This window comes from Caulobacter sp. GW821-FHT12A07 (genome assembly GCF_058807655.1).
In genome coordinates this window covers 33,488-47,804 of the sequence record NZ_JBXAQX010000018.1, presented here as the reverse complement: position 1 = coordinate 47,804, position 14,317 = coordinate 33,488, and the positions used below count along the sequence as shown (strand labels likewise).

Here is a 14,317-nt window from a genome sequence, read left to right as displayed (position 1 = left end):
CCCTGACGCACTTCTGGCCGCATGAACGGGGGAGCCTTGCGTGGGGAAGGGGTGAAGGGCGGAAGAGGCCCGCGCGCCCCGGCCTGAGGTCAAGAACGATCGCGCGGGGCGTCAGAGCTTCGTCGAAACGGTATTCAAACTCACAGCTCCGGGCGAGGCCCGGACGCCCCGCGCCCTCTCCGATCAACTCGTAGCGAAAGCGCGAGGACGAAGCGCCGTGCTTTCCCCCTCCGGCCCTCCGGGCCACCTCCCCCAGAGGGGGAGGATCTTGACGCCTCGGATGCTCCCCCTCTGGGGGAGCTGTCGGGGAGCGACTGAGGGGGCCGCGCGGCGCCCAAGGAAAAAGGCGGCGGGTCCTTTCGAACCCGCCGCCCCAGTTTTCAACCTAGGCCCTGGTCTAAGCCGTCAGGCTTAGAACTTGGCCTTGATCGCCACGTAGAAGCGGCGGCCGAGCACGTCGTAGGTCGACGGATCGGTGTTGGCCTGGACGTAGGAGGTGAAGGTCGGCGGATCCTTGTCGGCCAGGTTGGTGACGCCGCCCCGGATGGAGTAGGTGTCCGTCACGCGCCAGGTGCCGTTCAGGTCGAAGTAGTTGACGGCCTTGATCTTCTGGGTGGCCACCGCGGCGTCGGTCATTTCGCCGATGTAGCGCCAGCGGACGCCCAGATCCACCGGACCGATGGCGTAGGTCAGGGTGGTGGCGTGCTTCCACTCGGGGTGGGCCACGGCGACCGAGCTGATCGAGGTGTTGCCGATCGTGCCCTTCAGTTCTTCGAACTCCTCGCCCGGCAGGCTCTGGATCTTGAAGGTGTTGAGCCAGGTGCCGACCACGTTCAGCTTGATCGAGCCGTACTTGTCGTCGAGGCCGACGGCGCCGAGGCCGAAGCCCCAGTCGACCTGGAAGTCCACGCCCGAGGTCTTGAACTCGGCCAGGTTCAGGTTCGTCAGCGTCATCGTGTCGATTTCGCCGGTCGAGGTGTTACGCGTGAACAGGCTGCAGTAGTACGAGGCGTTGGCGTCGCCGTTGTAGCACTTCTCCAGCACGGTCGAGGCGTCGATGGTGCCGATCGCGTCCTTGATGTCGATCGAGTAGAAGTCGACCGACAGCGACAGCTTCTCGAACAGCGGGCTCTCCAGGCGCGGGGTCCAGACGGTGCCGACGCTGAAGGTGTTGCTGGTCTCTTCCTGCAGGTCCGGATTGCCGCCGCTGAGGGCGTTGATCTGGCCGTTGGCGTAGGTGTAGCTGTCGATGATCGCCGACGGCACGCCCTGCGCCAGGCACTGGGTGCGGACGCTGGCGGCGTTGGAGCCGGTGCGGGCCGAGCTGTCGATCGCGCAGGGATCCTCGTCGATCGCCGGGTAGCCCTGGTTCTGCGGCGAGTACAGTTCGCCGATCGACGGGGCCCGGACGGCGCGCTGGTAGCCGCCGCGCAGACGGAAGCCGTCGAAGACCTCCCAGTCGCCGTCGATCTTGTAGGCGCCGACGCTGCCGACCGTCTCGTAGTCCGACAGGCGGTAGCCGAGCGACAGGTTCAGTTCCTTGACGAAGGGCAGGTCCTTCAGGATCGGCACCAGGGCTTCGCCGTACAGTTCATAGACGTCGGTCGACGCGTTGATGGCGTCGGCGGCGTTGAAGCCCACGACGTCGCCGGTCGAGAGCAGGCTGTCGGGCACGTACTGGAAGCTATCGAACTTGTAGTCGACGCCCACGGCGGCGCGGACTTCACCGGCCGGCAGGTTGAACAGGCCGCCCTGGACGTTGAACTCGACGACGCGCTGGTCGGCGGCGGTCCAGTTCTTGGTCGTGCGCGAGATGTAGCTCCGGCACGAGTCGGTCAGGGCGTTGTTGCCGAACGGGTCATAGCCGCCGGTGCAGATGCTGGCGCCGCCGTCGGCCGCGTCGAGCAGGGTCTGGACCGCCGAGTGGCTGACGTTGCCCGACTGGATCTCGTTCTGCTCCGAGCGGCCGAACGAGGCGTAGGCGTCGTACGTCCAGTCCTTGAAGCCGGTCTCGCCGCGAACGCCGCCGGCGATCTGGAAGACGTTGAAGGTCGTCTGCGAGATCCGCGCGCCGACGTCGGTGAAGCGCTTGCGCAGCAGGAAGTCGGCGGTCGGGTCCGCGCGGCTGGCCAGGATGGTCGACAGGTCGTCCGGGATGAACGGGTTGGTCACCGGCACGGAGAAGCCGGTCGAGCTGGCGGCCGGCGACGGGGCCAGCTGGGTGCGCGAGTCGTAGTGGGTGAAGGCGAACGAGCCGTAGAACTCGGCGTGTTCGTTCACTTCGTACTCGGCGGCGCTGTAGACCGAGTAGCGGGTCAGCGGCAGCTGCATCAGGTTCAGCGCGCCGGTGTTGTAGGTGCCGTTCACCGGGATCGTCGAATAATCGATCGCGGTCGAGCCGGTGTAGTTGACGCCGTTGTAGAACAGCGTGCCGTCGTTGTTGAAGCCGAGGTTGGCGCTCGCCTTCACGGTGCCGGCGGTATAGCCGTACTTGGCGAACACGGCGTCGATGGCGGCCTGGGTCGGCAGGTTGGTGCCGGTGGCGTCGTAGCGGCCGTACGGGGTGGTCGACGAGGCGCCCGAGACCTTGGCGAAGTCGCGAGCGGAGTTGAACACTTCGCCGCGCTGGGTGTAGCCGACCGACACGACGGCGTGGCCGCGGTCATCGGCGAACTTGCCGCCGGCGGCGAAGGCCAGCGAGCTTTCCTTGCCGTCGCCGCGTTCGGTCTCGCCGTATTGGGAGTCGAACATCAGGCCGGTGAAGTTCTTGTTGAGCTTGAAGTTGACCACGCCCGACAGCGAGTCCGAACCGTAGGTCGCCGAGGCGCCGCCGGTGATGACCTCGATGTTCTGGATCAGGGTCTGCGGGATGATGTTGATGTCGACGGTGCCGTCCGAGTTGGACGGAACCACGCGGTGGCCGTCGAGCAGGACCATCGTGCGCTGGCTCCCCAGGCCGCGCAGGTCGATGTTGGCCTGACCGCCGTTCGACGGGTTGTTCGAGGTCGACGACACGGCCGGCACGAACTGCGGCATCTGGTTCAGCAGGGTGTCGACGGTGACCGAACCGGTCTTCTCGATCGCGGCCTGATCCATGGTCATGATCGGGCTGTTCGACACGTAGTCGCGGCGCGCGATGCGCGAGCCCGTGACGACGACTTCTTCGACGGCGGCCGGTTCGTCTTTCGTCTGGGCCTGCGCCAACGCGGGCGCTGCCGTCATGGCGATGACGAGCGCGGACGCGCTCAGCAGATAGGTATTTCTAGCCATTCATAGTCCCCAGTATTCGCCAAAGCGTCGCCGCAATGGTCGTGATGGCGAAATAAAATTCCGCCGTAAGGGGAGGGATGGGGGCCTTTTGTTTCTCAATTGTGAGATGAAGGTTCTGTAAAATGTATACGAATTACAATATCGAATAAACTAAAGTAGGGTTCAGTCGCATACCGACGTATGCTGGATGTCATTGGAATATTTGCGGCAATCTATGCCTCCATATTTGAAACAAACCGGCGTTCTCTCGGTCTGGTGATATCTTGTGGCAATGTTGGCGCGCGTGGCGGGAAGGCCACACCCCGTGTCCGCGTTTCGTCATGGCGGCGCCGGCGCCTAAACGGTAGTCTTTCGCCCATGTCCGATGCTTCCGCCCGCCTTCGTCCCGCTCTCGAATGGCGCGCGTCTGGGCGGGCCGCGCGTATCGAACGCTGGACGCCGGACGAGACGGCGGTGGGCCTGTCGTTCGACGGTCGTCCCCACACCGTGCTGATGGCCACGCCCACCGAGGTCGAGGACCTGGCGCGGGGCTTCACCATCACCGAAGGCGTCGCCCGGCCTGAAGACATCCTGTCCGTCGAGGTCAAGCCGGACGCGCTGGGCGTGCTGGTCGATATCCGCCTGGTCGAAGGCTCGGCGCGCCGCAAGGCCCGTCCGCGCAACCTGGAAGGCCGGTCGAGCTGCGGCCTGTGCGGCGTCCAGCGCCTGGCTGACGCCGTCCGGCCGCTGCCGCCGGCGGGGGAGGGCGTTCGCGTCGCCCACCAGGCGGTGACGGCCGCCCTGGCGAATCTGGAAGAGGCCCAGGCCCTGGGCCGCAGCACCCGCGCCACCCATGCGGCGGCCTTCTGCGACGCCGAAGGCCGGGTCGTGCTGCTGCGCGAGGACGTCGGCCGCCACAACGCGCTGGACAAGCTGGCCGGAGCCATGGCGCGCGAAGGCCGCGACGCCGGGGCTGGTTTCGTGCTGGTGACCAGCCGTTGCTCGTTCGAGATGGTCGAGAAGGCCGTGCGCATGGGGGCGGGCATGATCGTGGCGGTGTCCGCGCCGACCGACCTGGCCGTGAGCCGGGCCGAGGAGTCCGGCCTGACCCTGGTCGCCCTGGCCCGCGCCGACGGCCACATGGTGTTTTCCCGTCCCGACCGCCTGGTCGAGGCGGTTCTGGAGCAAGCGTGATGGCCGACGACGCCAACAATCCCGGCGCCAAGATCCCAGGCGTGAAGCCCTATGGCGGGCCGGCCGGCGGCTGGGGCGCGCTTAAGGCCGTGGCCGGCGCCCTGGCCGACCAGGAAACCGTGGTCGAGGGCGGCAAGACCCTGATGCGGGCCAACCAGCCCGAGGGCTTCGATTGTCCCGGCTGCGCCTGGCCCGATCCCAAGCACACCTCGTCGTTCGAGTTCTGCGAGAACGGGGCCAAGGCCGTGGCCTGGGAGGCGACCAGCAAGCGCGCTACGCCCGAGGTCTTCGCCGCCCATACGGTCAGCGAGCTGCTGACTTGGAGCGATCACGCCATCGAGGACCTGGGTCGCTTGACCCATCCCATGGCCTATGATCCGGCCAGCGACCGCTACCTGCCGATCGAATGGGGCGAGGCCTTCGCCCGCGCCGGCGCGGCGCTGCAAGCCATGGACAATCCGCACCAGGCCGAGTTCTACGCCTCTGGCCGGGCCAGCAACGAGGCGGCGTTCCTGTTCCAGCTCCTGGGCCGCAAGGTCGGGACCAACAATTTCCCCGACTGCTCCAACATGTGCCACGAGCCGACCAGCGTCGGCCTGCCGGACTCGCTGGGCATGGGCAAGGGCTCGGTCAGCCTAGAGGATTTCGACCACGCCGACCTGATCCTGTGCTTTGGCCACAACCCCGGCACCAACCACCCGCGGATGATGGCCACCCTGCGAGAAGCCTCGCGGCGCGGCGCGACGATCATGGCCTTCAACCCGCTGGTCGAGCGGGCCCTGGAGCGGTTCGCCTCGCCGCAGGATCCGGTCGAGATGGCGACCCTGTCCTCGACCCCGATCGCCTCGCGCTATTATCAAGTGAACGTCGGCGGCGATGCGGCCGTGCTGCAGGGGCTGATGAAGGCCGTGCTGGCCTTCGACCGCGCCGCGCGCGAGGCCGGCGAGCCGGCGATCCTCGACGACGACTTCATCGCCGAGCACACGGCCGGCTTCGAGGCCCTGGTCGCCCAGCTGGACGCCGCATCCTGGGACGAGATCGTCGCCGTCGGCGGCCTGTCGCGCGCCGAGCTCGAGGAAGCCGCCGCCATCTATGCGCGGTCCAGCGCCGTGATCCTCTGCTACGGCATGGGCCTGACCCAGCACCGCAACTCGTCCAGCACCGTGCAGCAGCTGGTCAACCTGCTGCTGCTGCGTGGCAACATGGGTCGGCCGGGGGCGGGGATCTGCCCGCTGCGGGGCCATTCCAACGTCCAGGGCGACCGCACGGTCGGCATCTGGGAGAAGCCGTCGGCGGCCCTGCTCGACAGCCTTGGCCAAGTGTTCGGCTTCACCCCGCCCCGCGATCACGGCCACACCGTGGTCGAGGCCATCGAGGCCATGGAGGCGGGACAGATCAGGGTGTTCGTCGGCCTGGGCGGCAACTTCGCCGTCGCCGCGCCCGATCCGCTGCGCAGCCACGCGGCCATGCGCAAGGTCGACCTGGCCGTTCACATCGCCACCAAGCCCAACCGCACGCACCTGCTGGTCGGACCCGAGGTGCTGCTGCTGCCATGTCTGGGCCGTACCGAGATGGACGTGCAGGGCGGCGTGCGCCAGTCGGTGACGGTCGAGGATTCGATGTCGATGGTCCACGCCTCGCGCGGCCTCAACCCGCCGGCCTCCGAGCACCTGATGTCCGAACCGGCCATCGTCGCCGGGATCGCCCGCGCGGCTCTGGGCGAGGCGGATCCGGTCGACTGGGAAGGCCTGGTCGCCGATTACGACCGCATCCGCGACCTGATCGAACGGGTCTTCCCGACCGCCTTCACCGACTACAACACCCGCGTCCGCCAGCCCGGCGGTTTCCGCCTGCCGCTGCCGCACGCCGAGCGGAAGTGGAGCACCCCCTCGGGCAAGGCCAACTTCCTCACCCATCCGGGGCTAGACGATCCGCGCCGGGGCGACGCCTCCGTCCTGCTGTTGACCACCCTGCGCAGCCACGACCAGTACAACACCACCATCTATGGCGAGAACGACCGCTACCGAGGCGTCTTCGGGCGGCGCGACGTGGTCTTCGTCCATCCCGACGATCTGGCCGAGCGCGGAATCCGCGAGGGAGACGCCATCGATCTGGCCGCCGCCTTCGATGAAACCGGAGCGAGAGTCGTTCGATCCTTTACGGCCGTCGCTAGAAAAATTTCGCGCGGGTGCGTCGCCGCATACTATCCGGAAACCAATGCTCTGGTAGCGCTGGAGGATCACGACCGGCGAAGTGGTACGCCGGCCTACAAGTCGGCGCCGGTGCGGCTTTCGCTGCACGGCGGCTGACCGGGCCGTCTCCACCGTCCGGCGTTGTCCGCAAGGACGAGGGAGCAGGGCGGTGGACAGAGCACTGCAGGCGCGGGTCATCGAGGCCGCCGATCTCGGCGTCGCCGAACGCGCGCGCTGGAACGCCCTACGCGCCGACGATCCGCTGCTGGGCGGCCCCTATTTCGACCTTCGCTATATAGAGACGGCCGCCGACTGCGCCCCGGGCGCGCGGATCGCGGTGCTGGAGCGCGGCGGTCGCATCGTCGGCTTCCTGCCGTTCCAACGGCGCGGCTCGCTGCTGCAGCCGCTGGGCGCGCCGATGAGCGACTTCCACGGCCTGGTCGCCGAGCCCGATATCGAGCTTTCCACGGTGCTGGCCCTGCTGGGCGCCGAGCGCATGCGGGTCAGCGGCCTGGTCACCCGCGAGCCGGCCGGCGAGCTGTCAGTGCGTCACGCCATGGCCGCCGACCTGTCGGGCGGCTTCGAGGCCTACCAAGCCGGCCGTAGCGCCGCCTTCCTGAAGGACAAGCGCCGGCGGGCCCGCGCGCTGGAGCGCGACCACGGCGAAACGGTCTTCACCTTCGAGCGCCCGGCGCCGGACCTGCTGGCCTGGCTGGTCGCCCAGAAGCGCGAGCAGATCCGCCGCACCCACCAGCACGACATCTTCGCCTGCGGCTGGACCCAGGACCTGCTGCTGCGTCTGGCCGAGCACGGCGCGCCTGATTTCGGCCTGCGGCTGGCGGTGCTGCGGGCGGGCGGCACGATCGTCGCCGCCGAACTGGGCCTGACCGCCGGCGATCGCCATCACCTGTGGTTCCCGATCTACGACCCGGCCTTCGCGCGCTACTCGCCGGGCGCGCTGATGACGCTGGAAACCCTGCGCGTCGCGGCCGAGCGCGGCGTCGTCCGCGTGGACTTCGGTCCCAGCGAGGAAGCCTACAAGGAAGACTTCGCCGATCCGATGGAGACGGTGCTGGAGGGCGCGATCGCCGTCCGGCCGTCGCTGATGACGCACCTGAAGGGCGCGCCCGGCGTCGATCGCATCGACGAGGTCGGCAAGCGCCTGGCGCGCCGCCTCGACCGCATTGCCGCCTGCGAGCCCGGCCTGATCGGCCAGGTCAAGGGCGGCGCCAGTTTCGTCACCGGCCTGGGTCGTCGCCACCCGAAGGTGGGCGCGGGCCTGGGCGCCGGCATCGGCGTCATCGGACTTGGAGTGAGCCTCGGCCTGCTGGCCGACTAGGGCGCGGCGGTCGCGCCCCGGACTAGAAGTGAGGGAGGAACGCCAATGACCCGTCTCGTCGCGCCCTGGTCGTCCGACCAGATCCAGAGCTTCCGCAAGGCCCCCGTCACCTTCCGCCACAACCTCGCCGAAACCGGCCTGTTCGACGATGACGCCCTGGCGCGCCTGCTCGACGCCTATCCGGCCGAGCTCTACGATATCAACCTGTTCGACTTCGACGCCGAGGGCCAGGCGACCATGCGCACCGGCGCCCGCGGCCGCCTGCCGGGCCGAGAAGTGCTGGCCGGGGTCAAGGAAGGTCGCATCTGGGTGCAGCTGCGCCGGGCCGAGGCCTGGTATCCGGCCCTGACCCCGCTGATGAACCAGGCCTTCGCCGAGATCGCCGGCGAGGCGAGGGGCTTCTCGCCCGTCCAGCTGAACGGCCAGCTGATCATGTCGGCCCCCGGCGCCAAGGTGCCGTTCCACGCCGACGCGCCCGGCGTCATCCTGTTCCACCTGCGTGGCCGCAAGCGGATCTGGATCTATCCGCCCGACGAGGCCCACATGCCCCAGCAGGGCATGGAGAACATCCTGCTCAAGCAGCAGACCGAGGACCTGCCCTATCGCCGCGACATGGACGCCGGGGCCGTGGTCTACGACCTCGAGCCCGGCACGGCCGCCGCCTGGCCGCTGCATGCGCCGCACCGGATCGAGAACCTCGGCACGTTCAACGTCTCGCTGTCGGTGGACTACCAGACCTGGGGTTCGCGCCTGACCAATGGCGCGCACTACGCCAACGGCGTGCTGCGCCGCTGGGGCCTGCCGGTGGCGGCCATGGACAAGACGCCTATGGCGGCCCGGGCCGGCCTTTGGGCCGCCTCGCTGGGCCTCAAGCGCCTGCGGCTGGTCGAGGACCGGATCAAGGCCTTCGAGCGCACCTTCGAGATCGGCGACGCCCAGAAGGCGGCCTGATCGGGTACGTGACAACCGCGTCATGACCTCGATTTAAGTCGTCCTGGCGGGTCTCGCCGACTAGCGTTCCCTCAACGCAACGCCATCCGAGGGGACAAACAGATGCGCGCACTCTTCAGCCTGGCCGCCGGTGCGGCCGTCCTGGCCCTGGCCGGAACCGCTTCGGCCTCCGAAGCCAATGTGAAGATCAAGGACGCCGTCGCCCGCGTCGTGGTCATTCCCGAAGCCCGCAGCGACGTGAAGGTCGAGTTCTTGACCCGCAATTCGTCGCTGCCGCTGGAGGTCCGCGTCGTCGGCGGCCAGACGATCATCGACGGGAACCTGCACCTCAAGCGCATCCAGAGCTGCAACGGCTCGGGCGACGCCGCCTCGGTGAAGGTGCGCGATCTCGGCGTCGTGAAGTGGGCCGACATCCCGCAGGTGGTCGTGCGCGTGCCGCAGAACGTCTCGGTCGGCGCTTCCGGCGCGGTCTACGGCAGCATCGGCCGCAGCGACAGCGTCGAGCTGGCCAACGCCGGCTGCGGCGATTGGACGGTGGCCAACACCAAGGGCAAGCTCGAGATCAGCCTGGCGGGATCGGGCGACACCAAGGCCGGCAACGCCGACCGCGCCGAGATCAGCCTGGCCGGGTCCGGCGACATCAGCCTGCAGGAAGTGCGCGAGCTGGAAGTGGCGATCGCCGGTTCGGGCGACGTGAAGGCCGCGGCGATCCGCGGCGGCGACATCGACGTCAGCATCGCCGGCTCGGGCGGGGTCAAGATCACTCAAGGCCGGGCCCGCGACCTCGACGTCAGCATCATGGGCTCGGGCGACGTCAATTTCGGCGGCGAGGCCGACAAGGTGTCGCTGTCGGTGGCCGGTTCGGGCGACGTCCGCGTCGCCAAGGTCAACGGCCCGGTCAAGAAGTCGTCCATGGGCTCGGGCAACATCTATATCGGCCAGTGAGCCGACCGGCCCGACGCCAGCGTCGGCATATATAGCGTCGGCATATATAAAGAAGAACGCCCCGGAGCTTTCGCTCCGGGGCGTCTTGCTGTCCGTCGGGTCCCGCCTTTGGGAGGAGGGGGAGGGCGGGGCCCTTGAGGCGCGTGGGCACGCGCCGCGGACGATCGGTCGGAGCCTTCCCCCAAGAAGGGGGAAGGTCCGGGCTTCCGCTTAGCGGACGCCGAAGCCGAACAGGTCGCTGGCTTGGGCCAGGTCGGCGCCGGCGGCGTTGCGGGCCTTCAGGCTGCCGCCGAAGGTGTAGCGCACGCCGATCTTGACCGCGTCCGACTTCAGGTCGGCCAGGTCTTCGGATTCGGTGTGGGTGTACTTGCCGAAGGTCGACCAGCCCGAGTTGGCGAACTTGTATTCGCCGCCCAGGTTCACGTCCCAGGCGTCGGCGTCGATCGAGGAGTCGATCTTGGCGTAGCCGAGGCCGGCGTCCAGACGGAAGTCGTCCGAGACGAAGTAGTTGGCCGTGCCGCGGACGGTCCACAGGTCGGCGTCCAGGTCGTTCGACTGGCCGTAGGCGACCAGGCCCGTCAGGGTGACGTTGCCCAGGTACTTCTGGGCTTCGCCGCCGACGGCCCACAGGGTGTCGTTCTGCGGACGCGACAGGGCGGTGAAGCCGCCGACGCGCCAGCCGTCGCCGACCGTGGTGGTCAGGTGAGCGGCGCCCGAGGCGACGGTTTCGTCAGCGATGTCGTTGTCCGAGATCGAGACGTCGCCGTTCAGGGTGACGGTCCACGAACCGGTCGGGACGGCGACCGAGCCGTCGATCTTCACCGAGGTGCCGTCGGCGTTGGCGACGTTGGTGTCGAGGTTGTTGTAGTTCACGGCGGCGCCGACCGAACCGATGTTCTGGGCGAAGGCGGGAGCCGAAACGGCCACGGCCAGGACGGCGGCGGCGGCGAACAGTTGGGTCTTCATAGTGGGTAATCCCCTTACTCATGTGGGCTCGCCGGCGGGCGGTCGTTTTGGGGGAGGGCCTCCCGTCCGGCGAGCGGGGCGGATCTATGAAGGTTCGATGACGGCCGCAAGGCTTCGTCTGACCGTTGAAGGCCGGATGGTGCGCAAATACTACACTTGCAGGCACGAATTCCGTCCCTATACGCGCGGGTCGCGCATAAAGATTGTGTCCATCTAGCGGCGGGCGGTGAACAATGCTCTTTGAGGCCTTGTTTTCGCCGTCTCCATTAAGGGGGCTCGCGCGGGGTAGGGAAGTATTAATCAAACCCTTCCGAAACCCCGCCCGGGGCGCTTGACGAAACCGATTCAGGCACGTAAAAGCGCCCCTCTGTTGGACCGGCTGTGAGCTCTAGGGCTCAAACGCGGTTCGCAAGCGACCCGTACCCTAGCGTCCTTCTCATCCAGAGGAGGGTTCTCCTCGGAGGACGGCGAGGTTGTGGATCACCGGCCCTCGCAGGCGACTGCGCGGGCCAATTTGTTTTGCGGACGCTGCGTTCGGACGTCTCGAAAGAGGAGTCCGGGTTGGTCTTTGAAATGGTTCGAGACGCGGGCGCAGCCCACTAGGAAACCGAGCGATATGGATCGTCAGAACATCCGCATCCGGCTCAAGGCCTTCGATCACCGCGTGTTGGATCATTCCACGCGCGAGATCGTGAACACGGCCAAGCGCACGGGTGCGACGGTGCGGGGCCCCATCCCCCTGCCCACGCTTATCGAAAAATTCACCGTCAACCGCTCGCCGCACGTCGACAAGAAGTCGCGCGAGCAGTTCGAGATCCGTACGCACAAGCGCGTTCTCGACATCGTTGACCCGACTCCGCAGACCGTGGACGCGCTGATGAAGCTCGACCTGTCGGCCGGCGTTGACGTCGAAATCAAGCTGTAAGGAGGGCCGAACTGATGACTCTCCCCGCTAACCGCACCGGCCTGATCGCCAAGAAGCTCGGCATGACCCGCTTCTTCGACGAAGTTGGCCAGCACGTGCCGGTCACCGTCCTGTCGCTCGACGGTTGCCAGGTTATCGCTCAGCGCACGGTCGAGAAGGACGGTTACACCGCCCTGCAGCTCGGCGCCGGTGCTCGCAAGCCCAAGAACACCTCGAAGGCCCAACGTGGTCACTTCGGCAAGAACTCGGTCGAGCCCAAGCGGATCGTCGCCGAATTCCGCGTCGAAGAAGCCGCTCTGATCGAAGTGGGCGCGGAATTCACCGCCGACCACTACGTCGCCGGCCAGAAGGTCGACATCCAGGGCGTCACCGTCGGTAAGGGTTTCGCCGGCGCCATGAAGCGCTGGAACTTCGGTGGTCTCCGCGCCACCCACGGTGTCTCGGTCTCGCACCGTTCGCACGGTTCGACCGGTAACCGCCAGGATCCGGGCCGTACGTTCCCGGGCAAGAAGATGGCTGGTCACCTCGGTCAAGAAACCGTCACCACCCTCAACGTCACCGTCTGGAAGGTGGACGTCGAGCGCGGCCTGATCCTGGTCAAGGGCGCCGTCCCCGGCCACGAAGGCAGCTACGTGAAGATCCGCGACGCCGTGAAGAAGGCCGCTCCGGCCGATCTGCCGCGTCCGGGCGCCTTCCGTAAGGCTGGTGAAGCCGCTCCGGCTGCTGAAACCCCCGCTGAAGAGGCCCCCGCGGCGACGACCGAAGAGGGCGAAGGCTAATGAAACTCGACGTCATCAAACTTGACGGCGGCAAGGCCGGCTCCGTGGATCTCGACGACGCCATCTTCGGCATCGAAGACATCCGCGGCGACATCCTGCAGCGCGTCGTGACCTGGCAGCTGGCCAAGCGCCGCTCGGGCAACCACAAGATTCAGGTTCGTAACGAGGTCTCTCGTACGAGCAAGAAGATGTACAAGCAGAAGGGCACCGGCGGCGCTCGTCACGGTTCGCGCCGTGCGGCTCAGTTCGTCGGCGGCGCCAAGGCCCACGGTCCTGTCGTCCGCAGCCACGCCTTCGATCTTCCCAAGAAGATCCGGGCTCTGGCTCTGCGTCACGCCCTGTCGTCGAAGGCCAAGGCCGGCTCGCTGGTCGTGCTGGACAGCGTGGTTCTGACCGAAGCGAAGACGGCCGCCCTGCGCGCCACCTTCGACAAGATCGGCCTGAAGAACGCCCTGGTCATCGCTGGTCCGGAAGTGGACGCGAACTTCAAGCTCGCCGCCCGCAACATTCCGAACGTGGACGTGCTGCCGAACGCCGGCCTGAACGTCTACGACGTGCTGCGTCGCCAAACCCTCGTCCTGACCAAGGACGCGGTCGAAGCGATCTCGGCCCGTTTCGCTGAGAAGGAAGCCGCCTAATGGCCGCCACCGCTCGCCACTACGACACGATCCTGTCGCCGGTGATCACCGAAAAGTCGACCCTGCTCAGCGAGCTGAACAAGGTTGTCTTCAAGGTGGCCGCCGACGCGACGAAGGACGAAATCGCCGCCGCTGTCGAAGAGCTGTTCAAAGTCAAGGTCACCAAGGTCAACACCCTGGTCACCAAGGGCAAGACCAAGCGCTTCCGCGGCATCGTCGGACGCCGTTCCGACGTCAAGAAAGCGATCGTGACCCTGGCCGAAGGCCAGTCGATCGACATCACGACGGGGCTCTAAGACATGGCCTTGAAGCACTTTAACCCGACCAGCCCCGGCCAACGCGGCCTGGTGCTGATCGACCGCAGCGAGCTCCACAAGGGCCGTCCGGAAAAGAAGCTCGTTGAGGGCCTCTCGAAGTCCGGCGGTCGTGGCGGCAACGGCCGCATCGCCGTCCGCTTCCGCGGCGGCGGCGCCAAGCGCCTCTACCGTCTGGTGGACTTCAAGCGTCGCAAGCAAGGCGTGGCCACGGTCGTTCGTCTCGAGTACGACCCGAACCGCACCGCCTTCATCGCCCTGATCAAGTATCAGGACGGCGAGCTGAGCTACATCCTGGCCCCGCAACGCCTCAAGGCCGGCGACGAAGTCGTCACCGCCGACAAGGTCGATGTGAAGCCGGGCAACGCTTCGCCGCTGCGCACGCTGCCGATCGGCACGATCATCCACAACGTCGAGCTGAAGCCCGCCAAGGGCGGTCAGATCGCCCGTTCGGCTGGCGCCTACGCCCAGCTGGTCGGTCGTGACGCCGGCTACGCCCAGATCCGCCTGAACTCGGGCGAGCTGCGCATGGTCCTCGACACCTGCATGGCCACCGTCGGCGCGGTCTCCAACCCCGACCACATGAACGAAAACCTCGGCAAGGCCGGTCGTGTTCGTCACATGGGTCGTCGCCCGCACGTCCGCGGCGTCGCCATGAACCCGGTCGACCACCCCCACGGTGGTGGTGAAGGCCGCACCTCGGGCGGCCGCCACCCGGTGACCCCGGCTGGTAAGCCGACCAAGGGCGCCAAGACCCGCGTCAACAAGGCCACGGACAAGTTCATCATCCGTTCGCGCCACAAAGCGAAGAAGGGCCGCTAAGCC

The 14,317-nt window shown here is 67.3% G+C and carries 12 protein-coding genes; 10 read left to right on the top strand and 2 right to left on the bottom strand.

What is annotated here, in order from left to right; genetic code table 11:
* Positions 1–411 precede the first annotated feature (411 nt).
* On the bottom strand, positions 412–3,270 hold the full coding sequence (locus tag AC1RRS_RS24475; RefSeq protein WP_492857445.1) for a TonB-dependent receptor domain-containing protein: 2,859 nt from the start codon (positions 3,268–3,270) through the stop codon (positions 412–414).
* Positions 3,271–3,627: 357 nt separating this feature from the next.
* Here AC1RRS_RS24475 and fdhD point away from each other — a divergent pair, with 357 nt between their 5' ends.
* From fdhD to AC1RRS_RS24450, 5 genes are all read left to right on the top strand, one after another.
* The gene (gene fdhD / locus AC1RRS_RS24470; RefSeq protein WP_492857444.1) at positions 3,628–4,443 is read left to right on the top strand and encodes a formate dehydrogenase accessory sulfurtransferase FdhD; all 816 of its coding nucleotides are present in this window, start codon (positions 3,628–3,630) and stop codon (positions 4,441–4,443) included.
* Positions 4,443–6,752 (top strand): FdhF/YdeP family oxidoreductase, encoded by a 2,310-nt coding sequence (locus AC1RRS_RS24465; protein ID WP_492857443.1) that lies wholly within the window; start codon positions 4,443–4,445, stop codon positions 6,750–6,752. Before fdhD ends, AC1RRS_RS24465 begins: the two co-directional genes overlap by 1 nt.
* A gap of 52 nt (positions 6,753–6,804) precedes the next feature.
* Complete coding sequence (locus AC1RRS_RS24460; RefSeq protein WP_492857442.1) at positions 6,805–7,974, top strand: GNAT family N-acetyltransferase; 1,170 nt, start codon at positions 6,805–6,807, stop codon at positions 7,972–7,974.
* Positions 7,975–8,019: 45 nt separating this feature from the next.
* Entirely contained in the window at positions 8,020–8,925 is a 906-nt protein-coding gene (locus tag AC1RRS_RS24455; RefSeq protein ID WP_492857441.1) for a transcriptional regulator, read from the top strand.
* Positions 8,926–9,027: 102 nt separating this feature from the next.
* Entirely contained in the window at positions 9,028–9,870 is an 843-nt protein-coding gene (locus tag AC1RRS_RS24450; RefSeq protein WP_492857440.1) for a GIN domain-containing protein, read from the top strand.
* A 210-nt stretch (positions 9,871–10,080) separates the two neighbouring features.
* On the opposite strand, the gene AC1RRS_RS24445 is transcribed toward AC1RRS_RS24450, so the two are convergent.
* Positions 10,081–10,836, bottom strand: coding sequence for an outer membrane protein (locus tag AC1RRS_RS24445; RefSeq protein WP_487289602.1), 756 nt, complete (start codon positions 10,834–10,836; stop codon positions 10,081–10,083).
* Positions 10,837–11,452: 616 nt separating this feature from the next.
* On the opposite strand from AC1RRS_RS24445, the gene rpsJ reads away from it, so the two are divergent.
* Genes rpsJ through rplB form a run of 5 tightly spaced genes read left to right on the top strand, consistent with a single transcriptional unit; the run spans position 11,453 to position 14,314 of the window.
* Positions 11,453–11,761 carry a 30S ribosomal protein S10 gene (gene rpsJ, locus AC1RRS_RS24440; protein ID WP_004616952.1) on the top strand — a complete coding sequence of 103 codons (309 nt, stop codon included), beginning with the start codon at positions 11,453–11,455 and terminating at the stop codon, positions 11,759–11,761.
* Between the two features lie 14 nt (positions 11,762–11,775).
* A complete protein-coding gene (rplC, locus tag AC1RRS_RS24435; protein WP_110119910.1) occupies positions 11,776–12,540 on the top strand; it encodes a 50S ribosomal protein L3 in 765 nt (254 codons plus the stop codon).
* On the top strand, positions 12,540–13,178 hold the full coding sequence (gene rplD / locus AC1RRS_RS24430; protein ID WP_110119911.1) for a 50S ribosomal protein L4: 639 nt from the start codon (positions 12,540–12,542) through the stop codon (positions 13,176–13,178). Before rplC ends, rplD begins: the two co-directional genes overlap by 1 nt.
* On the top strand, positions 13,178–13,474 hold the full coding sequence (locus AC1RRS_RS24425; RefSeq protein ID WP_110119912.1) for a 50S ribosomal protein L23: 297 nt from the start codon (positions 13,178–13,180) through the stop codon (positions 13,472–13,474). The genes rplD and AC1RRS_RS24425 overlap by 1 nt, the downstream gene beginning before the upstream one ends.
* Before the next feature lie 3 nt (positions 13,475–13,477).
* Positions 13,478–14,314, top strand: coding sequence for a 50S ribosomal protein L2 (gene rplB, locus AC1RRS_RS24420; protein ID WP_110119913.1), 837 nt, complete (start codon positions 13,478–13,480; stop codon positions 14,312–14,314).
* The last annotated feature ends 3 nt before the right edge of the window (positions 14,315–14,317 follow it).